The organism is Bacillus sp. FJAT-28004 (assembly GCF_001280845.1).
Taxonomy (GTDB): domain Bacteria; phylum Bacillota; class Bacilli; order Paenibacillales; family Paenibacillaceae; genus Pristimantibacillus.
On sequence record NZ_LGHP01000001.1, the window covers coordinates 1132319 to 1159103 of the forward strand.

Consider the following 26785-nt stretch of genomic DNA (forward strand, 5'->3'; position numbering starts at 1 on the left):
TGCAGGCGACACCGTCATCACTAGCGGTCCGCTAACGGTTGGCACCGATCTGATTGTATCCGGGAATGAAACAGTCACGGGCAACTTGACTGTAAATGGCAATACGAACCTCGGGAATGCTGCAGGCGACACCGTCATCACCAGCGGTCCGCTAACGGTTGGCACCGATTTGATTGTATCCGGGAATGAAACAGTCACAGGGAACGAGACGGTCACGGGCAATTTGACTGTAAATGGCAATACGATCCTCGGGAATGCTGCAGGCGACACCGTCATCACCAGCGGTCCACTAACGGTAGGTACTAGCGTGACAGCAGCATCTAAGGTGATAGTCACGGATACACCAGCTCAAAGTACACTTACAGGTACTTCAACAGTGGAACTTGCTGCCAGTGCGGCGCCGAATAAACCGGGATTGGTATTAACGGGTACGAGCGGAGCTTCTTATGTTATATATATTGATGATGGTCCAGTTGGTCCAGCTGGTACACCTGTTATTGTGATTCAACCACTTGTCTAATATTTTCATATAATGCGATTAGTCTATTCCTATAAACGGAATGGGCTTTTTCTTTTATAACTACTGCCGAGACTTTGTCTATGTTCTTCCCGAATTCATCTGACCCATGCCAGCTGGTAGCAATGGTCTCCGGATCTTGTCATTCAGAATGGCATAAGACCTATTCCGTACACCTCCGTTAAATCTCCGATCACATCAAGGCTTCGATCTGGCAAGAGAGTACGGGCTTCCGATATGACAATAGCTTCACTTTATAGCAGAGCTTCGCTTTATACTCGCTGGCTGCTGAAACTGAGCGGCAATAAAGAGAATGAATAACTTGTTGCCTCCATACGAACGGAATGACAGGGACGAACGTCAATTCATACAGTAGTAGAAGGTCTTTATTAACAGGATGGTGAAAGCATGATAGGCATTATTGGAGCGGGAGGGCATGCGAAGGTCATTACAGACATCTTCAAAAGTCAAAAGCCAAACGAGAGAATCGTCGTTTTTACGATGTCGCCGGAGGCCGTTGATCCCTACTTTCTTGAATACGATATCGAGCAGGATTTGGAAACGACGCGGATGTCTCACCGCAGCAAAATAACTGGTTGGCATGTCGCTATCGGCAATCCGCATATTCGAAGGAGCAAGGTCGAATGGCTGTTACGTGCTGGATGTCCGGTCATTTCTGCTGTGCATGAAACAAGCGTACTGGCGGTTAGCAGTACACTTGGAATAGGAAGCTCGGTCATGGCTGGCTCCATTGTTAATCCAGACGCTGTCATCGGACGCGGCTGTATAATAAATACTGCGGCAGGAATCGATCATGATTGCCAGATCGGCGATTATGTCAACATCGGACCAGGCTGCAGACTTGCCGGAAACGTGAGTGTCGGGAGGTTAAGCGAGCTTGGGACTGGTACTGTTGTCATTCCTGGCATCCGTATTGGAAAAGGTTGTGTCATCGGAGCGGGAACGGTGGTTACCCGAGATGTTCCTGACTATAGCAAAGCAGTCGGCGTGCCTGCACGAATAATTGGAGAACTTCCGCCAATTGCGGATTAATTGAACCAAAAGTGAAAAGGGTTGAGCAGAACCAGTATGCTGCTCAATCCTTTTCTTCTCATTAAATGGTTACCATTAACTCATTAATTTTTTTTCTTGCGTTCCCACTGCCGCTGTATGCGCCAAGAAGGTATTTCTCCTGCTTATTTAGCATAAGTCGTCGAAAGGAGCTGTCTTTCAAGAATTTCGATACAATCGTCCGAAGCTGTTTTTGTCCCTTCGCAGAGGTTAGCAGTTTGCTTGATGCGTAATAAGAGTATTCGTGTTTATTCGTATTGGGGAAGAAGGACAGCGCAATGACGGGCTTACGGATCAGCATGGCTTCGAGACCAGTAGTTGAGAACTGCACAAACACAGTGTCCGCGCCGCTCAGCATATCATATAGTCGGATTGACCGCTTATGAATAAGCTTTGCAAATGGGTATTTGCGCATCATGCCAGAAGATAATCCGCTACCTTTTTGACGAGGATGCTTCTTCACGAGGAGCGCTACTTTTTTGCGGAATGGAAGCAGAGCCCGAATGACTCGCTGCATAACGATCCGGTTGTAACGCATCTTCAGAGGCTGTTCAGGATAAACAAATATCGTTTTATTTCCTTTAATGCCCATTCTTCTAGAGAGTTGTGATTTATTCATCCATTTACCATTAAAGAGGGGATCGAACCGCGCGTTCCCAAGTATATGAAACTTATGTTGAGGAGTACCATATCGCGTAAGCCGCTTTCGATGCTGATCGCCCCAGGCGACGTAATGATCTACGTTTGTAGATAAAATCTGGTACGTATCGAGCAGCCCGTATTGAATATTCATCGTAGGAACGCGGCGCTGCTTGCCCATGTGCACGAGCAGGTAGCCCATCGGATTTACGGATGAGGACTGAATGACAGCCTTGATGTTATTTTTTGAAAATAACTGTTCAATACCATCGATTTTCCGCATAACTGAGCGAAGCTGGGATTTAATCCATTTCATGAAAACTTTACGCTTGAAGTAAGGATGTACGCCTTTCTTCCGCACGATCGACTTGATTTGACTTAATAACATATTGTAGTGGGCTGCTAGGAGACGACCGGATGCTTCCGGATTATAATAGGGAGCTTTCAACCGCCGGCTGTTCTTCTTTTCGATACAAATGATATTTTGTTTTATATTGATACCTAATCCCTCTATAACCTTAGAACTAAATATCGTTTTAGATTTTCCAAGCTGGCTCGGATTATAAGGCACCGTTATTACGACGTCGTTTGCGACCAACTTGTCATATAATTGCCGGGGTTTACGTATCCACCTCTGGCCTGTTCGTTTGGAGCTTTTGAAAGATTTGACGGCATCAAGATGGAAGGGATAGGCCATTGCCCTAACGACAGGAACGTGCTTGTACTTGACGCTGCGAAACGTATGAAAGAATTTTGCAGTCAAGTCGTATGCTCGAAGTTGCGAGTTTATCATCTATTTATACCTCCCTTGAATCTGCGGATAAATCCTTTATGTATCGTATGAGAGAAGGGAGACGCATGCCATGAGGCAGTCAACCATTTTTGGCTAAGTTGTATACATTGAAACAGGTGTCTAGATCATATTTCACATGCTTGTCATAGAATATATGAGCTTTACGTTGAAGTGTGACTGAAGAAAAGGGGCTATTATAAAGGAGGATCATGCAATGAAAATCGGCGTGCTGATTACGGCTAGATTGAAATCAACCAGACTTCCTCTTAAACTATTACTTCATATTGGGAGTAAGCCGGTTATTGATCACGTCATTGAGAGGGCTAAGCTGGTAAGTCGAATAGATCAAATTGTGCTGTGCACTTCGACCAATCCGCAGGATTCGCCGTTAGTCGATGCCGCGCATGCTCAGCGTATACATTATTTTATGGGACATCCGGATGATGTGCTTCTTCGGTTATATGAGGCTGCTACATTTTATAGATTAGATTATGTGCTTTCGATCACCGCGGATAACCCTTTTTTTGCGATCGAATATGCGAATTTATTGACTAATGAGGCGTTGCTGCGCAAACCTGACTTTATGTATGTAGATGGGCTCCCATTAGGGGCTTCTTTGTACGGCATTCGTTACGAAGCTTTGAAAACCGTGGTTGCATTTAAGGAAGGCACGGATTCGGATACCGAAATATGGGGGTACTGGTTAAATCAGCCTCATATTTTTGATGTTCGCGTTATAAAGGCTCGTAATGAGGAATACCGAGATGTGAGGCTTACCCTGGATACCTACGAGGATCTGCAGTATTTGCAGCAGTTAGGAGAGATTCTGGGTGAACGGCATAGCTTAGGCTCTATTTTAAGCGAAATAGATAGGCTGCCTTATGCTTCCTTGTTCAATCGAAACGTTGTACAAAAACAGCTTGCTTCGGATAAAAAGACGGAGATCGAGCGGCTGTATGAAGTTCAAATGGAGCGGTTGCTGCTGTTGAAGGAACAAATATATAGGAGTTAAGGAAGGAGCCATAACAGAATGAATGATATAGAAACGTATTTCAGTCAAAAGGAAAAACCTTCCTCTATTTTTCGAATAGCTGAAACCGCGTACAACCATGAAGGCAACTTAAGTTATTTGCTTCAATTGATCGATGATTTAAAATCGTCGGGTGCGGATGCGGTGAAGCTTCATATTATGCTGGAATTGGATGCTTACATGACATCGAGCCATTCTTTATTTGGGCGTTTGCAAAAGTGGCTGCTAACTCGCGAACAATGGAAGGAGGTATTCGCTCACTGCCGTATGAACAAGCTGGCAATCGTCGGATTGGCCGATGAGCTGCCGGGACTTACATTTCTAATCGATGAGAAAGTTGATGCTTTGGCAATCCATGCGGCAAGCATGCATGATGCCTACATGCTGGAGAAGCTGTCAAAAGCGGAGCAGCCGTTATTCGTAGGCGTGGGAGGAGCGACATTGTCCGATATCGAATACACCGTTCACATGCTGTCTCCTAAGAGAAATATCGTATTCATGTATGGGATACAGCAGTATCCGACGCCGCCTTCATCGCTGCATCTGCAAAAGATACCTATGTATGAAAAAATATTCGATTTTCCAGTCGGGTATGCAGATCATACCGCAGCACATTCCGAACTAGAGAGGTATGTTGCTTATGCTGCAGCATATGGCCTCGGAGCGCGCGTATTTGAACAGCATGTCACGTTGGATTTTGTAAGCAAACGTATAGACGACGAATCCGCCATTGGTGCAAATACGTTTATTCAATTTACCGAAAATACGAATACGATTTCGCAAATGAGTGGACCTTCGAAATTCGAGCTGAAAGAGGATGAGAAAAAGTATGTGCATTCTCGCAAGCAAATGGTTGCCGCGCGAGATTTGCCAATCGGATCGGTCTTGACGGAGAGGGATATTCAGTTTAAGCGGACGGAAGCTTGGTCGGATATGGCCCCAGACGATTTCGACAAGTTACTAGGACGGACGTTGCTGCAGTCGGTTGGTGAAGAGCAGGCGTTTTCATGGAAATCTATTAATGGTGCTGATCCTGTATAGTTCTGAATATAAACGCAAAAGACCTGATAGACGGGCACTTTTTTCATAGTGTCTATCTTTCGGGTCTTTTACGTAACAGAACGCTCCGACGCTTATTTGTCGGAGCGTTTGTCGAGCAGATATTTGGCGTAACCGATTGGATTATCATAGGTAGCTCGCCACACGTCCAGCATGCCGGCATCGCGAAAGGTGTAACGCTGGTCTCTGCCGTTGCATTCGATGAACATCGGATGCCCGTCGGTCGTAACGCCTACGTCGAGCCCTAAGTCGGCCATATGAGGAAGTCGTTTGGATAGCTGGAAAGCAATTCTCATGGAAAGGTTGTAGATGCGTTTTTCTATTTCTTCCATGTTTAGATGCGCATATTCATTTTTTAATATAGTGTGCAATTGATACGTCCTACCGCCTTGAGCTACGTTCGTCACGAATGTGTGCTTCGGAGCGACTTTCGCTACGATACCGGTCATACCCCAGTGGCCGCTCGCAGTTCGCTGTACGGAGACTCGCAGATCAAAGGGACTCCCTTTGAAAGTTGCGAGAGGCAAGAGCTGCTGCACGATATAGAACGTGCTACGAATGCGTTTCCGAAGGATTGGGGGCAGGTTTTTACCTTTCCATTCGATGGAGCGCCACTTTTGTTTCACGGAAACGGTTGCTATCGGATACGTCAACTTCCAACCAGCACTCGTTCGGTCTATACGCATGATGCCAAGCCCAACACTGCTGCTGTTTGGCTTGACAATCAGAGAGTCGAACTGATTCATCATCCTTTGAATGGTGGCCGCTGTTGCCCGGACGGTTGCTGGCATATGCGGGCGTAAATCCGCGTCTTCCCATAACAAGCGGTGAATATGCAGCTTACCGTAACGAGTTCGGCGATTAAACAGCAGGCGTCCGTTATGCAGGAACGAAGACAATCGACGATTTTGACTTTTTCTTGAAATAAATGCCCGATTGTGTATGACCGAGGGGGCAGGGACATTCATTCGAACGTAACCATGGTTTCGTTTAACATAAGCCTTCACAGTTGATTGTCCTATCCGAAGATCACGGATTCGGAAGAAGCAGGGGATAACGCCGTATTTTTTACCTGCCTTTACGTATAGGTCGACGTTTTCATAGTCCGGAGCTCCAGAGGAAATCTTGCGATGCAATTTATTGTCTACTAGAATGCCCACATAGGGAGGATGCAGGGCTATCCCTCCTTTAAATAATAGTATGATACAAGATATGATGGTGATCAGGTGAGGGTATGGTCATGTGTCATGAATTACGGAATGTTCCGCTTTTATCGCTTATTCAGAAGTTGCGGATGTTGCACCAAATGTTTCAGCATGTGCACGATTTCCTTCTCCGGAAAGTCGCACAGGTCATAAGGATTTTCTACGTTAGACTTTCTGCTTGCCTCGAGTAAAGCGGATATCGCCTCCGTTATATTCGTTTCTTCATATTCAACATGAATGACATTGGCTGCATGAGTGCGGTTTCTCTGTCTTGCGCCGATATTGACGAATGGCAGTTGGAAGAAGGGCGCTTCAATGATGCCACTGCTGGTGTTTCCAACAAGCAAATCGACCTGAGATAATAGGAACAAATAATCGCTCGAAGGCACCGAAGCATAGTAACGACGAAGGGAACTCTCTTTGACGAAGCTGTACAGCTTTTCCTTGAATATTTCCCCGCCCGCGTCGCTATTCGGACCAATGATAATAAACTGCGTCTGCTTCATGCTGCGCAGCGACTGCAGCACAGGTTCGATTTGCGCATCAAACGAAAGCGGTTCTTTCGAATCGGGGTGCATGACCACGAGTACTTTGGGATGCGTCGTCGCAAGCTCATAATGGGTCAGCAGCCGCTCGCGTTCCGTTGCCTTGAGTTCGTAAACCCGTTGTATTTCCGTTTTTCTAAGCGAACCTACCGGAATAACTCGCCAATGCGCTTCGCCGCGGTTGACGAGGAAATGCTGAGCTTCTACATTCGATACGAAGTGCAGATGAGCAAACGTCGAAATCGCGTGGCGTACCATGTCGTCCGCCGAGCCGCTGCACTCTCCGCCATGAAGATGGACAATGCCGATATTTTGATAGTGCGCTGCAATTGCTGCTGCGAGCATTTCGCCTCGGTCGCCTAACAGCAGAATGAAGTCAGGTTTGTTATAGTGGATAATATCGGAGAAATAAATGATCCCGAGTCCGACCGACTGAGACATCGCATAGGTGGAATCGCCTTTTACTAATATGGACGGCGTTCCTGCTACGGATAAACCATCCTTGTGAATTTGATCAATCGTGCTCCCGTATTCGTCCAGCACATGCATGCCGGTGGCGACCAGCTTTAGCTCTATATTAGGATCACGTTGAAGCTCAAGAAGAAGAGGACGGTAAATACCATAATCCGCCCTCGTTCCCGTGATGCAAAGAATATTCATAATGGCCTCCTTACGCTAGCCCTAGCCAAGAGAGCGGTTCGCCCTTCTTGAACGAATGCGTAGTCTTTTTGCCGAGCAGCTGCTTATATTGTGCGGCGTCAATCTCCCCGAGAGGTCGTAATAGCTGCAGATCCGCCTCCTGTATCACGTGACCGGCAGGTAAGTCCTTACCTGCATATACGCCCCGACGGACCAACTCCCTCGTCTGCTCTTCCACCTCAGTCACTCGTTTCTGCGTAATGCCAAGCGCCAGCTCGACATGCCGAATCGCCTCGATCATCCGTTTAAACGGATCTGGTTCCATCGATGCCTGGTGGTCTGGTCCGGGCATTGTGCGGTCCAACGTAAAATGCTTCTCTAAAATCTTATATCCGAGTGCGGCTGCAGCAATCGGCACTTCCATCCCAACCGAATGGTCGGAGTAGCCTATTATACCGCCGAAAGCCGGCTTTAGCGTTTCGATGACGCGCAGGTTAATACTGTCATAAGGAGCCGGATAAGCAGAGGTACAGTGCAGCAGCGCCACTTTCGGAGCTTGCTTCAGCACGGCAAGGGCTGTTTCAATCTCGCCTAAAGTCGTCATGCCGGTAGATAGGACGACGGGCTTATGGAAGGAGCCGATGGCTGCAAGCAATTGTAAATTGGTGATGTCGCCGCTCCCGATCTTAAACGCCTCGATCCCCATTTGGTTTAGCGTGTAGGCGCTCTTCGTATCGAATGGGGTGGCAAGAAACGTTACGCCTAACGTATCACAGAAGCTTTTCAGCTCGAGAAACGCAGATTCGTCCAGCTCCAGACGGCGCAGCATCTCGAGCTGAGTCGAATCGGAAGTGGAAGCTTTCTGGTACTCGACCAGCGCCGCCTGATCGGATACGAGGTCTTCGCTACGGAACATTTGAAATTTCACAGCGTCAGCGCCGCAATCGCGGGCGGAAACGATCATTTCTTTGGCCGTCTCAAGCGAGCCGTTATGGTTGACACCGATTTCCGCGATGACGTACATCGGGTGAGCATTCGAAATGGTATGTTTTCCGATCCTCAGCTCCATCGTAGTTAATCCTCCCCTTGTAACGCTTCGCTTAGACTCTTAACGACATGTGTTTGCTCTTTGAACGTTATATTTGAATAGAAAGGGATGGCAATCGTCCGATCGGACGTGCTTTCACTGACCGGGAAATCTCCGGGATTAAACCCGTACTGGCTTCGGTAGACTGGAAATAAGTGGATGGATGGGAAATACGGCTTGCTTTGGACGCCATTCCGCGCCAGCCGCGCGATCACTACATCGCGATTTGTGCCTTCCGGAAGCATAACGATAAAGACGAACCAACTCATTGTCGAATCAGGCAGCGGCTTTAATGTTTTCACAGGCAGCCCGGCTCTCAGAATCAAGCGAGTATAATGCGCTGCAGCTCGCTCGCGCTTGGACAAAATCGTCGTCAACCTTTCCATCTGAGCCAATCCGACAGCAGCCTGCAGATCGGACATTCGATAGTTGTAACCGATGCGATCATGTGTCAGCCAGTCACTTCCCGGATCGCGTCCTTGGTTGCGGAGACTGCTGGCAAGTTTAAAATAACGCTCGTTATCTGTAATCAGTATGCCGCCTTCCCCGGTCGTAATTTGTTTGTTTGGATAAAAAGCGAAGACGCCCATATCTCCGAGCGTACCGACCGGCTTGCCTTTCCAGGTGGCTCCTATTGCTTCGCATGCATCTTCAATAATAAAGAGCTTATGCTTATCCGCAATTCTCTGAATCTCGTCCATATTACATGGCTGACCGAATACATGCACGACCAAGATCGCTTTCGTATTCGGCGTAATGGCCGGTTCGATCAGCGTTGTATCGATGTTAAACGTATCCGAGTCGATATCGACGAATACGGGTTTGAGACCTTCGTAAAGCAAGCAGTTGCCAGATGCGACAAAACTGTACGGCGTAGTGATCACTTCGTCGCCGGTGTGCAGCCCTAGCGCTTTGACAGCAACATGAAGTGCGCTTGTTCCGCTGTTCATAGCTGCTGCATAGGAGACATTAAATGTATCGCAAAAGCTTTGTTCAAACTGGAGAAGCGTTGCTCCGAAGCTGAGCTGCCCGGAGTTTAACACCTTCATCACGTATTTTTTTTCTAAATTAGTAATATCAGGTCTGGATAAAGGAACTTCCATTTATTATCGATCCTTTCCGATGCAGTTTTGATAAGAAACAGTCTACTATTACTATATTTATTCCGGTCAGTTGTTGCTCCTGATGGTTTGCCTATCTTCTCTTTTAAATCGCAAAGATAGATGAATTACCTATAACCATAAATTCTCTCAAAACATACCATAGAGTATTAGACAACCAATCCGCAGCTGTCTCTAATATGTCGCCCGCATCGTGCAGAGCGCTTTTCTTAAACGAGTCTAAATTGCAGCCATTCATCTCGAAGGAGGGGGAATGATGTCCATATCATCCCAACAGATATCTAGCTTTTTCAGAAATAAAAAAATTTTAGTAACCGGAGGTACCGGCTCCATTGGCGAACAGATCGTTTCAACGCTGCTTACTTACGAGCCGGAACAAATCGTCGTATTTAACCGAGACGATACGAAGCAGTATTTAATGAAGCTGAAATATGCGAACGAAAAACGGCTTCAATTCATACTGGGTGATATACGCGATTATGATTCCGTAAACTTTGCCGTAAGAGGGATGGATTACGTGTTTCATGCAGCAGCTTTGAAGCAGGTTCCCATCTGTGAGGAAAATCCGTTCGAAGCGGTGAAAACAAACAATTACGGCAGTGACAACGTCATTCGCGCCAGTATCTTGAATAAAGTTAAGAAGGTCATAAACATCAGTACCGACAAGGCAATCAACCCCAGCAACACAATGGGTGCTACCAAGTTGATTACTGAAAAATTGTTCAAGCAAGCGAACTACATGCTGAATAATAAGGACACGAAATTTTGCTCTGTACGTTTCGGCAATGTGATCGGCTCGAGGGGCTCTGTATTTCCCGTTCTGATGAATCAAGCTTTGACCGGAAAACCAATGACGATCACGGACCCCAACATGACTCGTTTTTTTATGTCTATTCAAGAGGCGGCCAACTTGACAATTAAAGCAGCTTGCTATTGTGAAGGCGGAGAGACTTTTATTTTGAAGATGGAGTCGTTGAAGCTGGAGGACTTGAGCCTTGCCGTTCAGCAGTATTGCCTGAATAAAGGATTGCCATTGCCGGTCGTGCGGATTGTTGGTATTCGGCCGGGGGAGAAACTTCATGAGGAATTGCTTACTGAAGACGAATTAACAACTTTAGTTGAAGATAACGAATTGTATGTCGTTCTTCCTGTATCCAGAGGGAAACTTAAATTTCGACACTTCCAGCCGTCTGTAGTTACTCTATACCGTTCGGATAAAGCTACTAAGGCTTCAATAGAGCAATTGGTTTCAATTTTGTCAGTCTATGGGGAGGTATAGAGGTTCACATGCATAATAAAACTTGGACTATTTGGCGGCATAGTATCGATTTCCTGAAAGCCTGCAAGTCGCTTAGCTACGACAATGTGCCGCTCGGCATCTTGATCTTGCGGGATTTTCAGAAATATGCGTTGCATCATTCCAAGGCTTTCGGCAATGCGAAGCGGAAAAAAACAGGGTCAATCCGCAATTTGCAAGCCGCTTGCAGTCCTTATCTCGTGCCTTCTAAGCCCAATCTTCATAAATCCGGCTATACGATTGTCCGCGCTGAACTATTCGGCATGTCGAAAGATTCGGGAGGAGAAAAGATTTTGTATGTCGCCCATTACCCTCGCGAATACCAATCTATGTTGAAGATGAAGGAATGCCGTCCGCTCATTTTCTTGCCAAGACTTCCACCAGCACAGCTTTCTCCTGCTATGGCCCAAAAGACAATGAGACAGCTGCGCACAATATTATCCTCCGTCCATACGCCAGCCGTTTTCCGTAAAGCTGGCTTTCGATCGTGGCTCACGAGGCGCGTCAAAAAGGCGATGCTGGATGTACGCCGCGTGCATACCCTGTTCGACCGATATTCCATTCGTCGTACAGTCTACGGATCGACCATCAATCATCACGGGGCGTTGATGACATCTTTTGCTCAATCGCGCAACGTGCACACGGTTAACGTCCAACACGGATTAATGGCTCCGCTTGCACATTTTCCTGTCAATGCAGACCTTAACTTCGTATGGGGCAAGTCCCATGCGGATTTTCTTAAATCTTACGGAGCGGCGCCTAACAAAATTGCCGTCAGCGGACCATGTTTTTACCGTAATTTACCTACAGGCAATAATGCCGCCGCCAAAATGGGCAGCGCTCAGCTGCATGTGCTTGTTGCATTACAACCATTAGGTAATCAACACAATAAAACTCTTATTCGAACCATAGAGCAGGCAGCCAAACCTTACGATGGAAAAATTGCCGTTTCGTATAAATTGCATCCGGATCAAGGTAACAGTTCGTATTTTCGGAAAAGCTTGAGATGCAGAAAGTCTAAAATTTTTAGACATGGCATATTGCCGCTCAACGAGATGATTGACCGATCAGACGTAGTGATAACACCGTACTCCTCTGTCGCATACGAGGCTCTTATCAGCGCAAAACCCGTTATTTTTTATCGTAAGCCTGGGTTCGTATATTATATTCGAAACGCGCCGGTCTGTTTTCATTCGGCAGCTGGGCTTAAACAGATACTGTCCAAAGCGATTGTGAACCCCAAATACTTGACCTCACTGTATGCAAGAATGGGCGTTATTGATAAGGTGAAACCGACAGGGAACAGCAATCGATTCATTTGGTCTTCGCTGCGCCGTCTTAGCGCGACAACAGCCTCTGTGGCCGAAGCGGAAGCGGCTAGTGATGAAGAACCGTTAGCAAATTGAAGATTGTAGTCCTATTCATGATAAATGCAGCCTGTCCTTCTCAGAGGACGGCTGCATTTCTTTGTTTATTTCATTGACCATCGAACTATTATCTAATAAAGTTAAGTGGTATGTTACTGTAGAAGCTAGTACTAATGCCGATATGAGGTGGAAACTGGAACGATGATGAAAATGTCCATTCGCACTGTAATTACCATCCTACTCTTAACTTTTCTATGGCCTGCCGCAATCGGACAAGCTGCGAATAATCTATTGAAAAATGCTAGCTTTGAGAACGTAACGGACGTCATACCCAATGATTGGGGCCATGATGCCTATTTAAAGGAAGAGCAGATCACATCTTATACGATCAGCGATGTAGAGACCCATACAGGAAAATATTCGGTCGTGCTTGAGAATAAGGAAGCCAACCATTCACGTTGGACACAAACGATAAAAGTTAAACCGAAAACGACCTATAAATTTGCCGGATATGTGAAGACGGAGCAAATCGGTTTGGATGCAACAGGAGCCCATTTTTTCGTTGACGGCGTAGCTGTAACTTATCCTGAAGTGAAGGATACAAATGGAAAGTGGGCTTACGTTCATTTTTACGCGAAGACGGGCAAGGAGCAGAAGAGTATTACATTCGGCGCTAGTCTAGGCGGTTACGGAAGCATTAATACCGGGAAAGCGTTTTTTGATGACGTCAGTGTAGAGAAGGTATCGAAAGCTCCTTCAGGTGCAGAGGTGTTTAGCTTGGTGCCTACGGAGACAAGCCAAGGCACGGAAGCCTCGGCTTCGGGCGGCTCTGTCCTTCCTCTGATTTTGTTTGGAGCGCTGTTCAGTTTATTTTTTGCCATCATCTATAAAAAGCTGCTTCGTGAGAGAAGCTGGCTTGACGAGAAACAACATTTACATAAAACCATTCTTGTATTCGTGTTCCTCGGGGCTTTGATTCTGCGTCTTTGGATAGCTGTTTCAAGCAGTGGTTATGCGAATGATATTGCTTTGTTTATGGCTTGGGCTGACCATGCCGCGAAGCAGGGGCTTTCTGGATTTTACCATTCGGGAATGTTTGTAGATTACCCTCCCGGTTATATTTATATTCTGTATGTATTAGGCTTGATAAAAGATATGCTGTCGCTTGATTCAGCCTCAAATGCGGCCATGCTTCTATTTAAGCTCCCGGCGATTTTAGCCGATTTGGCTGCCGCGTATTTCATTTTTCAGACAGGCAAGAAGAAAGCAGGTTATTCGGTTTCGTTAGGACTTGCAATGCTATTCTTGTTCAATCCTGCAATTATTGTAGATTCTGCCGCATGGGGGCAAGTGGATTCGATATTTGCACTGGTGCTTGTACTGTCTATTCAAGGGCTGGTCGAAAATAAAATCGAGCGCGCTTCTGTTTTGTTTGCTATTGCTGCGCTTATTAAGCCGCAAGCGTTCATTTTTATGCCTGTGCTGCTGTTGTGGTTCGTTTATCGCAAGGATTGGAAAAAGATTCCGGTCAGCGCGTTTTACGGCTTTACTACATTTATATTGTTAGCTCTTCCGTTCTTTTGGGGCAACAGCGGGCTTTCGGGTCTTATTAAGTTGTACTCAGGCACTTTATCCTCTTATCCGTATGCGACGCTGAACGCTTTTAACTTCTATGCGTTAAGCGATGCAAATTGGAAGCCGATTACGGATACGTGGCTGCTGTTTTCGTTCCAAACCTGGGGGACGATCTTCATTTTAGCAGCCGTTGCGATAGCCGCTTTTTTTGCACTGCTAAAACGTAACGATGAATCGTCGAAGCGTTCTTATTATATCGCGATGGTGCTTATTGTTGTCGTATTTATGGGTGTAACGAAGATGCATGAACGCTATCTGTTTCCTGTATTGCTGCTAGGAGTCTTTGCCTTTATACAATCGCTCGATCGTAGGATGCTAATGGTTTATTTCGGATTCAGTCTGACGAGCTTTATCAATATAACTTATGTGCTTGACTACAGTAAGGTGAGCACGAACGTTCCTTTTAGTGGGATTGTCCTATTGTGCTCACTAGCAAATGTTGGACTGATGCTTTACTTGCTTTATATCGGATATGATAATTATGCACGCGGGAGATTGAAGCTTATCCAACCATTGCTGGAGGATGAACGCAAACAGTCGGATTATAAGACGCTGACAGCATTCAAAGTGGAATCAGTTTCAAGAGTGAAGCAAGAGAAAGCTCGATTCGCGCGCAAGGATTGGATATGGATGGGGGCGATCACGCTTATTTATGCGGTCGTCGCGCTATTCCAGCTAGGCGAGATGAAGGGGCCGGTAACAGCATGGCAGCCTTCGACGGTTGGACAAAGCTTTTACGTTGATTTGGGAGAGGTCAAGCAGCTTGATCGCATCAACAGCTTTGGCGGAGTTGGAACAGGGAAATACAAATATGAATTTAGTCAAAATGGAGTCGATTGGGATAATGTAATGGAAATCGACAGCAGCCACGTTGCTGTATTTACTTGGAACAGTCAGCCAGCGGCGCTTGCAGCTCGGTATGTGAAGCTTACCACGGATCAAACGGGCTTCTCTATGCATGAGATGGCGATTTACGAGCAAGGCAACAAAATACCGTTATCCATCGTCGGAATAAATGATGAGCAAGCGAAGGATGCCAAAAGAGGCAGCGTATCATTGCTCTTTGACGAACAGCAGCGCGCGAAGTATGAAGCAACTTATATGAACGGATCTTATTTCGATGAAATTTATCACGCCCGTACTGCTTATGAGCACTTAGAGCATATTGTAGCTTACGAGAATACACATCCGCCGCTTGGCAAAATCATTATCGCACTAGGCATAAAGCTGTTTGGACTTCATCCGTTTGGCTGGCGCATTGCTGGCACGGTGTTTGGAATTGCGATGCTGCCGTTAATGTATGTATTCGCGAGGAGGCTGTTCAAAACAAGTAGTTATGCTGGAGTGGCCACTGCATTGTTAGCAGCCGATTTTATGCATTTTACGCAGACTAGAATTGCGACGATTGATGTTTACGGCGTGTTCTTCATTATGCTGATGTTTTATTTCATGCACAAATATTATTCGTTAAGCTTCTATCGGGTTAAACTGAGTGTTACTCTGCTGCCGTTGTTTTTAGCCGGTTTGTTTTTTGGAATCGGTGTTGCTTCGAAGTGGATCGTGCTCTATGGGGGCGCAGGCTTAGCTATTATGCTCGGGTTATCTTTATTTGATCGCTATAAGGAGTATGCAGCTGCCAAACGTGTTCTGAAAGAGAGTAAGAAAGAGGCTGTTTTTAGTCAAGACAAGTTGCAGCATATTATAAAAGTATTCCCTCGTTATACGATCATAACGCTAGCGGTTTGTCTCGTCTTTTATATCGTTATTCCGCTGACGATTTATGCGTTATCCTACATTCCGGTGCTGACTGTAATGGATGAAGGGTATACCTTAAAAAGTCTTGTTGATTATCAGAAGCATATGTTCAGCTATCATAGCAAGCTCGTATCGACGCATCCTTTCTCATCCTCTTGGTGGGAGTGGCCATTCATGAAGAGGCCGGTATGGTATTATTCAGGCGACAATATGGCTGCTGGCTTGAAATCGACTATTGTAGCGATGGGCAATCCACTCATTTGGTGGGCAGGCATTTTTGCAATGGCAGCGACGATATGGATTAGTATCAAACGAAGAGACAAAGCGATGTATACGATATGGATCGCTTTCCTGGCACAATATGTGCCTTGGATGCTTGTAACACGGCTTACGTTCCTTTATCACTATTTTGCGATGGTGCCGTTCATCATTCTGAGCTTGGTCTATATGTTTAAGATAATCGAAGAGAAACGTCCGAACTTTAAGCGGGTTCGAAATGTTTTTGTGGCCGTTGCGATTTTGTTATTTGTGATGTACTATCCTGCATTATCCGGTATGACCGTGAAAAGCTGGTATGTAGAGCATGTGCTGCGCTGGTTCCCAAGCTGGTTATTTTAAAATATAAGAAAGGGGTATCTGGATGAAACTATCGGCTGTAAAATACAGTGTTATCGTTCCTATGTACAACGAAGAAGAAGTTATCGAGCATACGTATGAGCGGCTGAAGCTGGTCATGGACAACACGAACGAACCTTATGAGCTTATTTTCGTCAATGATGGAAGTAAAGATCGTACGGTCGAATTAGTTTCCATGATCTGCGATTTCGATCCAAATGTCCGCTTGATTAATTTCTCACGTAATTTTGGGCATCAAATCGCGATTTCAGCCGGAATGGACTATGCGCAGGGTGATGCGATTGTCGTCATTGATGCGGATCTTCAAGACCCACCGGAGGTCATTATCGATATGATCGCGAAGTGGAAGGAGGGCTTTGAGGTCGTTTATGGCAAACGTCTAAAGCGCAAAGGCGAGACGATGTTCAAAAAAATGACCGCGAAGCTCTTTTATCGCACGCTGCGAAGCCTAACGAACGTGGATATCCCCGTCGATACGGGGGATTTCCGTTTAATTGACCGCAAGGTATGTGACGTGCTGCGAGGTTTGAAGGAAAAAAATCGCTTCGTGCGCGGCTTGGTTAGCTGGATCGGCTTTAATCAGACGATGGTCGAATACGAGCGGGAAGAGCGTTTTGCAGGTGAGACGAAATATCCGCTTAAGAAAATGATTGCTTTTGCGCTAGACGGGATAACCTCGTTCTCCTACAAGCCATTGAAAATTGCCACCTATATTGGCTTCACTTTATCTATTTCGAGCTTTTTGTATTTGTTAGTCGTTATATTCCAGAAGCTGTTTACGGGCACTACGATTGCCGGCTGGGCTTCCATTGTGGCAGTAAACCTTTTATTTAACGGAATTATATTGATGCTCCTAGGCATTATCGGTGAATATATTGGCCGGATTTATGATGAATCCAAAAATCGCCCCTTATATATCGTACGCGAGGCTCAAGGCTTCCCAGTGAAAGAAGACAACCAATCCGTGGATGCTGCTGATGTTGATCGGGTTAAAAAATATGTCTAAAGCAGTATCTAACCAAGCATCTAAAGGGTCCATCGCACAATTTATAATGTTCAATATAGTGGGACTGCTTAATACGTTCATCGATTTTCTTATGTTCACCATCCTCATTTGGTTTGGCGCGTATTATTTACTTGCACAGGTGATCGCTTACGGTGCAGGCATGATTAATAGCTTTGTGCTAAATAGCCGATATACTTTTGGTAAGAAGGAAAATGAGGCTCCAAGACCGCAGCAGCTGAATAGGAGTATGCGATTCATCGTATGGAACGGTATGTTACTCGGGGTTACTTTACTGCTGCTGATGGCCTTTAACGAGTGGTGGGGATTGAACGAGGTTGTATCGAAGCTTATTGTAACGGTGGTAACGGTTGTCCTTAACTTTTACGGGAGTAAAAAATGGGTTTTTGCGGCGAAAGGACCACAGACTGAGAGCAGCTAGCGGAAGGTGGGGAAAATGAAAAGAGTATTTTCTTATGCATTGGTTGTCGTAGGTATTCTCATACTGCTGTATCCGAAAGCGAATGAATGGTATGAGAACCGTCAGCAAGATAAGCTGATGGCGAGCTGGGACGAGGCAAGCTTTGATGTAAGCGCAGAGCAGCAAGCGCAGCAGCAATATGAACAATTGACAGACCTGTTCAACGAGGAATCGGTAGCGACTGAGACGCCGATTCGATCACCTACGGAAGCAACTGCAACTACACCGGTACCTACCCCTACAGAGGCTCCAAAAGCACAGAAGATCGCACCGATTGCAACGATCAAGATAGATAAAATAAAGCTCAAGCTGCCTGTGGTTGAGGGTGCAACCCAGAAGAATTTGAAATCGGCTACAGCTCACTTGAAGGAAACTACGGCAATCGGTCAAGTCGGCAACGCAGCGATAGCTGGTCACCGGATGCGCTCCAAGGGAAGGCTGTTTAATCGGCTTGGAGAAGTCGAGGTCGGAGATAAAATCGTCGTGGATACAAAAGATGAAACTTTTACATACACCGTATATAAAGTATCCATTGTGGAGCCAACAGACGTATCTGTCTTAAATTACAATAATAAGGATAAGCTTCTGACGTTGATCACCTGTGATCCCATTGTTAACCCCACGCACCGGCTAATCATTCATGCGAAGATATAATTAGCAATAGAGCCCATTTCCCCTTCATAACAGCACCAATGGTATCGCCCCTTCATAGTATAAGTTGACTGTATCCCTTAACCTTGTTAAACCATAAAAACCCGCGCAAGGAGGGGTGACAAACATTGAAGGGCAGCGACCATAAGAGCAAGTTTTTATTGACGCATCGTGAACGCGAGGTATTCGAGCTGTTAGTACAGGATAAGACAACAAGAGATATTGCACAACAACTTTTCATCAGTGAGAAGACCGTCCGCAACCATATTTCTAATGTCATGCAGAAGCTGAACGTAAAAGGTCGTTCACAAGCGGTTGTCGAGCTAATCAAGCTTGGTGAATTACAAATCTAACATAGTAACCTAATCGGACGGCACTGTGGCAAAGAGTGCTGTCTTATTTTTTTGTACAAATAAAAACAACTATTGAAATTGACTATCTAATTATGGAAAATAAACCAAAAATGAAAGAGGTATTTGTCGAATCTCGTCGAATAATTAGTAGTATCATCGTTTAAAGAAGGTAAAGATATGATACAGGTACTTATGACGAAACCTATCCAAAAGAAAAAAGTGAGCCTGACAACGCTATTGATAGGTTTGGTCTCCATTTCGGTCTTTCTTATGTTAACCATTTCGCTTTTCGCATCCTACCAATCCAAGAAACAAGCGTTGTATGAAACAACACTTACTTTAAATCTTTCGACCGCATCAAAAATGAGTATAACGATGGGTTCCTTATTTGAATCGATGCGAAGCAGTCTTAATAACGCTGCTAACTTCTATTCTTTAAATCGTGAGATGGAGCTTGAAGATTCTGAAAAGTATCTTGAGTTAATTCGCAATAGTAGCAACTATTTCAATTCCATTGCCGTAGTAGATGAGAAGGGGTTAATGCGTACTCTTTCCCCGTCGTCTATCGGCAAGGTTGGAGAGCCTATTAAAACAGAGGCAGCGAAGGAAGCATTGGCTATGCGAAAGCCATATCTATCTAAGCCCTATAGGAGCGCAACTACGAAACACCTCATCGTATTTATAAGTGAGCCATTATTTGATCAAGAAGGCGTTTATCGTGGCTTTATCGGTGGGAGCATCTATTTACAACAAAATAACGTTCTGAATATGATATTCGGTAATGAAAACCTTGATGATAATGGCTCCTACTTTTATGTTGTGGGTTCAGATGGTCACCTGATGTACGATCCTGATACAGACCAAATTGGGATGGATGTTACCTCTAATCCGATCGTTCAGAAGCTGGTTAATGGGAAGAGTGGACAAGAGCTCACTGTAGATGCAGATGGTGTGAGATTGCTTGCCGGATACGCCTACGTTCCAGAGAATCAATGGGGGGTCGTTGTGCTTTCTCCAATAAGTATCGTCAAGGAGCAATTGAATAATCATATTCAAGCGATCCTGCTATACACCCTGATACCATTTTTTATTTTGATGCTCGTGACGACTTGGTTTGCCCGCCGATTAGCTAAACCATTTGTAACGCTTGCCAACATCGTTAGTAAAATGGGGAAAGTAGAAGTTCCAATACCTGCGATGAAACATCATTGGAACAGAGAAGCCGATTTATTGACCAAAACGGTTATTCTTGCGATGAATGGCATTAAGAAACAAACCGATCAATTGACACAAGCGGCGATGACCGATGTTTTGACTGGATTAAACAATAGAAGAACGTTAGAGACGATTATGATGAAGTGGGTAGAGGAGCAGAAGCCCTATTCCATCGTTGTGCTGGATATTGATCGATTCAAATCTATCAATGATACATACGGGCATCAAGAAGGAGACAGAGTGCTTCAGCATTTGGCTAAAATAATTAAGTTATCTGTAAAACCGGATGATATTTGCAGCCGCTATGGAGGGGAAGAGTTTGTTGTTCTCTTGCCGCATGCCACTCCAAGTGCTGCCTTTGAAGTCGCTGAGAGAATCCGCACGACGATAGAGAACAGTGAGAATCATCTCAAGCAGATCGTTACCGTTTCACTTGGAGTAGCTCAGTTCCCATCTCAGGCACATACGGCTGATGAATTATTTTCACTTGCAGATCAAGCGCTTTACAAAGCCAAGCATGCCGGAAGAAATCAAACAGTGATGGCTGAGTAGTAGCATACTGCCTCATAAATTTCCGATTATAATCAATTATAGTTGTAATGAAAAGGATTAAGTAAATGAAACCAGACATCGTGTATACAAAAAAAAGAATGATCTATTTTATCGTTTTATCCATTGCAATATTAAGTGTGCTTATCGGCATTAAACTATTTTCAACATACCATTATACGACTAAATCAGCAGAGATGACGCTGGCGAAGCAGTATACAGAAATCGCAACGGAAATTGCAGATGGCTTGGATAAATCAGTTTATAAGCAGTTTCTTTTGACCAAAACGGATGATGAACATCGTAAAAATGTAAAGCAATATTTGGATGAGTATCGGAAACGTGTAAATGCGCTCTATATTTACATTTTGCTGTTAGATGAAAGCGACGTATCCAAAGTGATGGTTACAGCATTTTCACCTAGTACAATAGATGTACCGATTGGTTTTCCCTGTACAGTTCCTACTGATCAAGTAAATATGGCCAAAAATGGGGTAAACTATTTCACTGGAGTTTTACACGATAAGCTAAGCGAATCTTATATGTCCGTGGGAGTTCCTTTCTTTGATGAAGATGGTACTGTGCTTGGTGTTGTGGGGATTGACATCGCAGCGAAGGATTTAGGTTATGTAAGCAAGTATGTTGTCAAAAATAATATGTTTATTTTCGGCGTGGATGTATTGTTCGCTTTAGTGCTGCTCGCAGGTGTCTATGTGTTGAACAAATGGTACAAAGCTCGTCTCAGACAGGATATGCAGGAATCAGAAAAAATGTACATTTCCGAGCTAGGCAAAATCGTAGACACCATCAAATCAAGCAGGCATGATCTTATGAATCATCTTCAGGTTTTGAATGGATTAATGGACATCCGAAGGTATGATAAAGCACATGATTATTTGAAACAACTGACCGAGGAATCCAAAACGTTAAATTTATCACTGAATATAAAAAACCCGATCTTAATGGTGCTGTTCCAGAGCAAGAGAGAACGGGCTCATTCGAAAAATATACAAATCAACTTTGAAACAGATTATGATCCATTTGATAAAATAGAGTCGATGGATTTAGTTAAATTATTATCTAATCTGCTGGACAATGCGATTGAAGCAGTGGAACCTCATTCAGTTTATCTAACGCAAGAAATTCAGGTTCAATGTAAAGTGGAAAATGAGAAATATATATTTACAATCGAGAATCCAGCTGTGCTTACGAATGAAGAACAGAGGAACTTCTTTCAGTATGGTTATACTACGAAAGCTGAGGGTTCAGACTTACGAGGAAACGGTCTCGCAATTGTAAGGAGAACGGTGGAGAAATATAAGGGCGAGCTTCAATTTCAATATGAGGAAGGCAAGGTCCTTATTCGGATTCGTATCTAAAATAATAGAAGGCTGTACCGCATAGTGATATGCAGTACAGCCTTCTATTATTTTATTTTACTGCAGGGACATGCTGTTCCACATAGGCTCTAACCTCTTCAGCTGAGCTCAGTTCTAGAACGGCTTGCGCCACCTGCTTCATATCCTGCTGAGATAGATTTGCCAGCAAGGCGCGAGCAGGTAAAATCGCACTAGCGCTCATGCTGAATTCATCAAGCCCCAGGCCAAGCAAAATGGGAAGAGCGTGCTTCGACCCTGCCATTTCGCCACACATACCTGCCCACTTGCCATGAGCATGAGCGGCCTTAATCACACGATCAATCAGCAGTAAAATGGCTGGATGGAGCGGATCGTTCAAATAGGAGAGCTTAGGATTCATACGATCTGCTGCAAACGTATATTGAACTAAATCATTTGTTCCGATACTGAAGAAATCAACTTCCTTGGCGAATAAATCCGCTAACAGAGCCGCCGCCGGTATTTCGATCATGATGCCTGCTTCAATGGCGGAGTTATAGGAGATACCTGCTTCGGTTAGCTCCTGCTTTGTTTCCTCGAGCATTGCTTTTGCAAGGCGCCATTCGCCCAGCGTAGCAATCATCGGGAACATGATTTTTAAATTACCGAAAGCGCTGGCCCGCAAAATCGCGCGCAGCTGTGTCTTGAACATTTCCGGTCGATCCAAACAGATTCGGATAGCACGGTAGCCAAGGAAAGGGTTGTCCTCCTTCGGCAGATTGAGGTAAGGAATTTCCTTATCTCCGCCGATATCTATCGTTCGGATGACGATAGGTGCATCGCTGCCGAAGGCTTCCGCCGCTTTGCGATAAGCTTCAAACTGTATATCCTCAGAAGGAAGCTCTGCTGCATCCATATATAAAAACTCAGTACGGAATAATCCGATACCTTCAGCGCCAGCCGCTGATGCAATTTCTGCATCTTTGACTAAGCCAATGTTAGCTACGAGTTCTACCTGTACGCCATCGCTGCTTACGGAATTCTGATTCAAATAGGTTTGATAAAATTGCTTGCTTTCAATCTGTTGCTGATGCAATTGTGTATATCGAGCTAGCGTATCACTATCGGGGTCCAGGTAGATATGGCCATCTGTACCGTCAATGATAACCGATTGGCCGTTCTTCACAGCCTGCTCCATCGAGCTGCCGATTCCGACAATAGCAGGAATGCCAATAGACCTTGCAATGATGGCAGAGTGGGAAGTGCGTCCGCCTGCTTGCGTTGCGAAGCCAATCACTTTGCTTGGATCGAGCTGAGCTGTATCCGATGGTGTTAAATCTTCAGCAAACAGAATGATAGGTCCTGATTCGTCATCCAAGGCTGCAGATGAAATCCCTTGCAGTTTGTTCAATACACGACGACTTACATCACGTATATCTGCTGCTCTTTCCTTCAAGTAGGGATCATCCAATCCGCCAATCATTTCCGCGATCTCTTCAGAGGTGTTAAAAAAGGCATATTCAACATTAATCCGTTCAGATCTGACGATCTCTTTCGAGCGGTCAATGAGCTCTTCATCCTCAAGCAGCATCAGATGTGCTTCAAATATTTCAGCCTCATGTTCTTTGTTCTGAGCGACCAGCTTTGCATGGATGGCTTCAAGCTCTACATGAGTTGAAGCAATTGCAGCTTCAAAACGCTTAATTTCATGATCTAGATGCTTGTCTTCTAGGTGAACCTTCTCAATTTGGATAGGTTTTGAAGACGATACTTTAGCTACACCGATCGCATACCCGGGCGATGCAGCAATTCCTTGGAGCCTCATCTTTTATTGCCCCTTTTCTGCATGCGCTTCAACCGAGACGAGAATTTCTCCGATAGCGGCTACAACATTCTCTGCATCATCACCCTCTGCAGAGACCGTAATGCTGTCTCCAAGTTTTGCTCCAACGGAAATGACATGAACAAGGCTTTTTGCATTGAAGCTTTTTCCATCCTTCTCTAATGTAACAGCGCCCGTAAATGTTTTTGCTGCCTCAACAATTTTACGTGCTGGTCTTGCATGAATGCCGAATGGATTTTGGATCACAAAGCTGTTTTTCATCGGTTTTCACTCCTATTATGTTTAGTGTTACATTATTTTTTTGATTTCGTCTTTAAGCTGCTCGGATTGCGTGCCAAAGATAACTTGAACAGCGCCTTTGCCCAAACGGATAATTCCTGCAGCTCCCATGCCTTTTAGTTGTGTGTCATTGACTACAGATTCATCTTTAACGACTAAGCGCAGCCGAGTGATACAAGCATCTAGACCTACGATATTTGAAGATCCGCCAAGAGCATGCAGCACGTTTTCTGCTTTGCTGCCGGATTTGGCTGCTGTCTTTTCTTTGTCATCGGTTTCGTTGTCGACAGTATCATCTTCACGACCTGGCGTCTTAATATTGAATTTGACAATGATAAAGCGAAATAAGAAATAATACACGACAGCAAACGCAAGACCCACTGGAATGATAAGCAGCGGATTCGTCGCGAGCTGATAATTGACCGCGTAATCGATAAAGCCTGCTGAGAAGCCAAACCCATGCTTAACCTCCAATTGGTAGAGGATGAAGCCAGATAAGCCGGTCAAGACTGCATGAATGACAAAGAGAAACGGTGCCGCGAACATAAAAGCAAACTCAAGCGGTTCCGTAATGCCTGTAAGGAAGGAAGCGAAAGCAGTACCAATAAAGATGGAAGCGACCAGTTTTCGCTTCTCTTTGCGGGCTGTGTGAATGATCGCAAGCGCGCCTGCTGGCAATGCAAACATCATAATCGGGAAAAAACCAGTCATGAACATGCCTGCTGTTTTGTCTCCAGCGAAAAAGCGAGTCAAATCTCCGTGTACAACTTTGCCTGTTGCATCTGTAAAATCACCAATTTGGAACCAAGCTATAGAATTGATGACATGGTGCAAGCCGGTAGGAATAAGCAGTCGGTTCGCCGTTAGAAAAACAAAGGAGCCGATTCCGCCAAAGCCGACTACCCAGCGGCCAAAAGTGTCCAGTGCCATTTGAACAGGTCCCCATACAAGTCCGAGCAATAAGGCGACTATAACCATAACGAGTGAGGTTATGATAGGGACAAACCGCTTGCCGCTGAAGAAACCAAGCCAGTCGGGAAGCTTAATCGTATGGAATCGTTTATATAAATATGCCGAAATTAAACCAGCAATAATACCGCCGAGTACGCCCATGTTGAGCACAACATCTTCTCCAACAATGTTGCTAAAGACAAGCGGAACTTTAATTTGAACGGTCACAAGTACTTGATAAGCGATAACGGCAGCCAATGCGGCAACCGCATCTCCAGCAAGTCCGATAGCTACACCGACGGCAAAAATAAGCGGTAAGTTATCGAATATAGCAGCTCCGCCAGCAGCAAGAAACGGTGCGATGTATTGATTAATAAACTCTCCTGCGCTTCCCATATGGAAGTCCTTCACATAGTCGATATTACCAAAGCGAAGCAGGATGGAGGCTGCTGGGAGAGCGGCGACCGGAAGCATTAATGCTTTACCTATTTTTTGTAGGAAGGCTAGCATATTTATTCGTCCTCTTTTCTTATCCAAGTGTAGGGGTACTTCTTTAGCCGTTCATTGTTCCCTTAAACAGAAGCTCTTTACCAGCTGAGACAGTGCCGCTAGTGATCAAATGCTCCAACTGCTTCACATCATCCTCGTTTGCAACAACAATGGGTGTAACAGCGGAATAGCCTGCCGCTTCGATTTTGGCTCGATCAAATGTGATGAGTGAATCACCGGCTTGAAAGATGTCACCTGAGGCGACATGGGCATGAAAGCCATCTCCATTTAGTGCAACTGTATTGATTCCGATATGAATGAGCAGCTGCAAGCCTGATGCATGCTCGATTATAATGGCATGATTGGTATGAATGAGATGGGATACGGTGCCATCGAACGGTGCGATTATTTTGTCCTCGGACGGCTCGATCGCAAGTCCGTCACCCATATGTTTGCCTGCAAAAGCTTCATCTGGAACTGCGGTTAACGGTACTACTTTTCCTGATAAGGGGGCAGATACTTCAATCGTTTTTTGTTTCGACTTTCCAAATAGTTTAGATAACATAATAATGTCCTCCTAATGTTGGTCTGCTTGTTTAATAAGTTGCCCTACGGGTACATTGTGAATTCCAGAATAAACATGAAATGATAAAAATCCTATTTCTTCTTCCGGGATGCCAACGTGGAATTGCTCGCTGATCCACTCAGCCAATTTGGCAGCAATTTCGAACTCTAATGGAAAGCTCTGTTTGGTCTCGTTTAGAAAGGGATTAACAATATCCATGCCATTATGGAGTCGATAAACGGCAAATTGGATGTGGCTCGGCAAAGTGAAATACAGTTTCGGGTTCACATCAACGCCTGTTTTCTGCTTGATGTAATCGGCTATCCGCTCGGTCATATCAATGATGGTTGGATCAATTTCTTCAAGATACGTGTGGTATTTCTTCATTTGTTCGGAATCGTCTAAACGAAATCGCTTTTCGATGCGGTTGTCAGTACGATCAATGATCTGTCCGGCTTTAAGCGAGAAACCTAGCCCTTTGCCAAAAATGACGTATTCTTTCTCTGTTTGCACATCGATTGTTAATAACACATTGTTGCCGATTACGCGTTCAACCCGAAATGTGCGAGCCATACTTGAAATCCCTCCTTTGTCATTAAGGTGCCCATCTGGCAAAAAAAAGAGCCAAGAAAAGAAAACCGCTCTAATAAGGAATTAGAAGGTTGTCTTTTCT

23 protein-coding genes are annotated in these 26785 nt (G+C 45.0%); 13 read left to right on the top strand and 10 right to left on the bottom strand.

All coding sequences use genetic code 11. From position 1 onward, the window contains the following. Together AC787_RS04670 and AC787_RS04675 are read left to right on the top strand one after the other, a co-directional pair. Positions 1-520, top strand: a 520-nt coding sequence (locus tag AC787_RS04670) for a hypothetical protein (RefSeq protein ID WP_054023712.1), incomplete at its 5' end; no start/stop codon positions are given. A gap of 405 nt (positions 521-925) precedes the next feature. Beyond that, the gene (locus tag AC787_RS04675; RefSeq protein WP_054023713.1) at positions 926-1570 is read left to right on the top strand and encodes an acetyltransferase; all 645 of its coding nucleotides are present in this window, start codon (positions 926-928) and stop codon (positions 1568-1570) included. A 61-nt stretch (positions 1571-1631) separates the two neighbouring features. Here the strand turns inward: AC787_RS04675 and AC787_RS04680 are convergent, their stop codons facing one another. After that, positions 1632-3020 carry a hypothetical protein gene (locus AC787_RS04680; protein ID WP_054023714.1) on the bottom strand — a complete coding sequence of 463 codons (1389 nt, stop codon included), beginning with the start codon at positions 3018-3020 and terminating at the stop codon, positions 1632-1634. A gap of 214 nt (positions 3021-3234) precedes the next feature. Here AC787_RS04680 and AC787_RS04685 point away from each other — a divergent pair, with 214 nt between their 5' ends. Further along, positions 3235-4032, top strand: coding sequence for a cytidylyltransferase domain-containing protein (locus AC787_RS04685; RefSeq protein ID WP_054023715.1), 798 nt, complete (start codon positions 3235-3237; stop codon positions 4030-4032). Positions 4033-4050: 18 nt separating this feature from the next. Next, the gene (locus AC787_RS04690; protein WP_054023716.1) at positions 4051-5091 is read left to right on the top strand and encodes an N-acetylneuraminate synthase family protein; all 1041 of its coding nucleotides are present in this window, start codon (positions 4051-4053) and stop codon (positions 5089-5091) included. 92 nt (positions 5092-5183) lie between these two features. Here the strand turns inward: AC787_RS04690 and AC787_RS04695 are convergent, their stop codons facing one another. From AC787_RS04695 to AC787_RS04710, 4 genes are all read right to left on the bottom strand, one after another. Beyond that, on the bottom strand, positions 5184-6245 hold the full coding sequence (locus AC787_RS04695; RefSeq protein WP_152970586.1) for a YheC/YheD family protein: 1062 nt from the start codon (positions 6243-6245) through the stop codon (positions 5184-5186). A gap of 134 nt (positions 6246-6379) precedes the next feature. Further along, entirely contained in the window at positions 6380-7519 is a 1140-nt protein-coding gene (gene neuC / locus AC787_RS04700; RefSeq protein WP_054023718.1) for a UDP-N-acetylglucosamine 2-epimerase, read from the bottom strand. Positions 7520-7529: 10 nt separating this feature from the next. Continuing rightward, on the bottom strand, positions 7530-8567 hold the full coding sequence (neuB, locus tag AC787_RS04705) for an N-acetylneuraminate synthase (RefSeq protein WP_054023719.1): 1038 nt from the start codon (positions 8565-8567) through the stop codon (positions 7530-7532). Between the two features lie 5 nt (positions 8568-8572). Beyond that, entirely contained in the window at positions 8573-9688 is a 1116-nt protein-coding gene (locus AC787_RS04710) for a DegT/DnrJ/EryC1/StrS family aminotransferase (RefSeq protein WP_054023720.1), read from the bottom strand. A gap of 274 nt (positions 9689-9962) precedes the next feature. On the opposite strand from AC787_RS04710, the gene AC787_RS04715 reads away from it, so the two are divergent. The 9 genes from AC787_RS04715 to AC787_RS04755 all read left to right on the top strand — a co-directional run bounded on the left by AC787_RS04715 (position 9963) and on the right by AC787_RS04755 (position 22027). Then, a complete protein-coding gene (locus AC787_RS04715) occupies positions 9963-10985 on the top strand; it encodes a polysaccharide biosynthesis protein (RefSeq protein ID WP_235560901.1) in 1023 nt (340 codons plus the stop codon). Between the two features lie 8 nt (positions 10986-10993). Beyond that, complete coding sequence (locus AC787_RS04720) at positions 10994-12409, top strand: CDP-glycerol glycerophosphotransferase family protein (RefSeq protein WP_054023722.1); 1416 nt, start codon at positions 10994-10996, stop codon at positions 12407-12409. A 162-nt stretch (positions 12410-12571) separates the two neighbouring features. Further along, entirely contained in the window at positions 12572-16378 is a 3807-nt protein-coding gene (locus AC787_RS04725) for a phospholipid carrier-dependent glycosyltransferase (RefSeq protein ID WP_235560902.1), read from the top strand. A 22-nt stretch (positions 16379-16400) separates the two neighbouring features. Beyond that, a complete protein-coding gene (locus AC787_RS04730) occupies positions 16401-17402 on the top strand; it encodes a glycosyltransferase family 2 protein (protein ID WP_054023723.1) in 1002 nt (333 codons plus the stop codon). Next, positions 17395-17841 (top strand): GtrA family protein, encoded by a 447-nt coding sequence (locus AC787_RS04735; RefSeq protein ID WP_063847577.1) that lies wholly within the window; start codon positions 17395-17397, stop codon positions 17839-17841. The genes AC787_RS04730 and AC787_RS04735 overlap by 8 nt, the downstream gene beginning before the upstream one ends. Positions 17842-17856: 15 nt before the next feature. Next, positions 17857-18534, top strand: a complete 678-nt coding sequence (locus tag AC787_RS04740; protein WP_054023725.1) for a class D sortase — start codon at positions 17857-17859, stop codon at positions 18532-18534. Positions 18535-18659: 125 nt separating this feature from the next. After that, positions 18660-18884 (top strand): helix-turn-helix domain-containing protein, encoded by a 225-nt coding sequence (locus AC787_RS04745; RefSeq protein ID WP_006040330.1) that lies wholly within the window; start codon positions 18660-18662, stop codon positions 18882-18884. A gap of 177 nt (positions 18885-19061) precedes the next feature. Next, the gene (locus tag AC787_RS04750; RefSeq protein ID WP_054023726.1) at positions 19062-20651 is read left to right on the top strand and encodes a sensor domain-containing diguanylate cyclase; all 1590 of its coding nucleotides are present in this window, start codon (positions 19062-19064) and stop codon (positions 20649-20651) included. A 65-nt stretch (positions 20652-20716) separates the two neighbouring features. Further along, positions 20717-22027, top strand: a complete 1311-nt coding sequence (locus AC787_RS04755; RefSeq protein WP_054023727.1) for a GHKL domain-containing protein — start codon at positions 20717-20719, stop codon at positions 22025-22027. A 52-nt stretch (positions 22028-22079) separates the two neighbouring features. On the opposite strand, the gene ptsP is transcribed toward AC787_RS04755, so the two are convergent. Genes ptsP through AC787_RS04780 form a run of 5 tightly spaced genes read right to left on the bottom strand, consistent with a single transcriptional unit; the run spans position 22080 to position 26685 of the window. Beyond that, positions 22080-23810 carry a phosphoenolpyruvate--protein phosphotransferase gene (gene ptsP, locus AC787_RS04760; RefSeq protein WP_054023728.1) on the bottom strand — a complete coding sequence of 577 codons (1731 nt, stop codon included), beginning with the start codon at positions 23808-23810 and terminating at the stop codon, positions 22080-22082. Positions 23811-23813: 3 nt separating this feature from the next. After that, the gene (locus AC787_RS04765) at positions 23814-24089 is read right to left on the bottom strand and encodes an HPr family phosphocarrier protein (RefSeq protein ID WP_054023729.1); all 276 of its coding nucleotides are present in this window, start codon (positions 24087-24089) and stop codon (positions 23814-23816) included. Between the two features lie 27 nt (positions 24090-24116). Next, positions 24117-25568, bottom strand: a complete 1452-nt coding sequence (gene nagE / locus AC787_RS04770) for an N-acetylglucosamine-specific PTS transporter subunit IIBC (protein WP_054023730.1) — start codon at positions 25566-25568, stop codon at positions 24117-24119. A 43-nt stretch (positions 25569-25611) separates the two neighbouring features. After that, positions 25612-26112 carry a PTS glucose transporter subunit IIA gene (locus tag AC787_RS04775; RefSeq protein WP_054023731.1) on the bottom strand — a complete coding sequence of 167 codons (501 nt, stop codon included), beginning with the start codon at positions 26110-26112 and terminating at the stop codon, positions 25612-25614. A gap of 12 nt (positions 26113-26124) precedes the next feature. Next, positions 26125-26685: a PRD domain-containing protein gene (locus AC787_RS04780; protein WP_054023732.1), complete on the bottom strand. Its 561-nt coding sequence runs from the start codon at positions 26683-26685 to the stop codon at positions 26125-26127. Between the last annotated feature and the right edge of the window lie 100 nt (positions 26686-26785).

What these genes read in the sequence shown, in the direction of transcription:
- neuC (WP_054023718.1), bottom strand. Translation starts at nt 7,519, where the DNA reads ATGAATATTCTTTGCATCACGGGAACGAGGGCGGATTATGGTATTTAC.
- AC787_RS04780 (WP_054023732.1), bottom strand. Translation starts at nt 26,685, where the DNA reads ATGGCTCGCACATTTCGGGTTGAACGCGTAATCGGCAACAATGTGTTA.
- AC787_RS04725 (WP_235560902.1), top strand. Translation starts at nt 12,572, where the DNA reads ATGATGAAAATGTCCATTCGCACTGTAATTACCATCCTACTCTTAACT.
- nagE (WP_054023730.1), bottom strand. Translation starts at nt 25,568, where the DNA reads ATGCTAGCCTTCCTACAAAAAATAGGTAAAGCATTAATGCTTCCGGTC.
- AC787_RS04715 (WP_235560901.1), top strand. Translation starts at nt 9,963, where the DNA reads ATGTCCATATCATCCCAACAGATATCTAGCTTTTTCAGAAATAAAAAA.
- AC787_RS04765 (WP_054023729.1), bottom strand. Translation starts at nt 24,089, where the DNA reads ATGAAAAACAGCTTTGTGATCCAAAATCCATTCGGCATTCATGCAAGA.
- AC787_RS04685 (WP_054023715.1), top strand. Translation starts at nt 3,235, where the DNA reads ATGAAAATCGGCGTGCTGATTACGGCTAGATTGAAATCAACCAGACTT.
- AC787_RS04730 (WP_054023723.1), top strand. Translation starts at nt 16,401, where the DNA reads ATGAAACTATCGGCTGTAAAATACAGTGTTATCGTTCCTATGTACAAC.
- AC787_RS04750 (WP_054023726.1), top strand. Translation starts at nt 19,062, where the DNA reads ATGATACAGGTACTTATGACGAAACCTATCCAAAAGAAAAAAGTGAGC.
- AC787_RS04775 (WP_054023731.1), bottom strand. Translation starts at nt 26,112, where the DNA reads ATGTTATCTAAACTATTTGGAAAGTCGAAACAAAAAACGATTGAAGTA.
- AC787_RS04710 (WP_054023720.1), bottom strand. Translation starts at nt 9,688, where the DNA reads ATGGAAGTTCCTTTATCCAGACCTGATATTACTAATTTAGAAAAAAAA.
- ptsP (WP_054023728.1), bottom strand. Translation starts at nt 23,810, where the DNA reads ATGAGGCTCCAAGGAATTGCTGCATCGCCCGGGTATGCGATCGGTGTA.
- neuB (WP_054023719.1), bottom strand. Translation starts at nt 8,567, where the DNA reads ATGGAGCTGAGGATCGGAAAACATACCATTTCGAATGCTCACCCGATG.
- AC787_RS04690 (WP_054023716.1), top strand. Translation starts at nt 4,051, where the DNA reads ATGAATGATATAGAAACGTATTTCAGTCAAAAGGAAAAACCTTCCTCT.
- AC787_RS04720 (WP_054023722.1), top strand. Translation starts at nt 10,994, where the DNA reads ATGCATAATAAAACTTGGACTATTTGGCGGCATAGTATCGATTTCCTG.
- AC787_RS04740 (WP_054023725.1), top strand. Translation starts at nt 17,857, where the DNA reads ATGAAAAGAGTATTTTCTTATGCATTGGTTGTCGTAGGTATTCTCATA.
- AC787_RS04755 (WP_054023727.1), top strand. Translation starts at nt 20,717, where the DNA reads ATGAAACCAGACATCGTGTATACAAAAAAAAGAATGATCTATTTTATC.
- AC787_RS04680 (WP_054023714.1), bottom strand. Translation starts at nt 3,020, where the DNA reads ATGATAAACTCGCAACTTCGAGCATACGACTTGACTGCAAAATTCTTT.
- AC787_RS04735 (WP_063847577.1), top strand. Translation starts at nt 17,395, where the DNA reads ATGTCTAAAGCAGTATCTAACCAAGCATCTAAAGGGTCCATCGCACAA.
- AC787_RS04675 (WP_054023713.1), top strand. Translation starts at nt 926, where the DNA reads ATGATAGGCATTATTGGAGCGGGAGGGCATGCGAAGGTCATTACAGAC.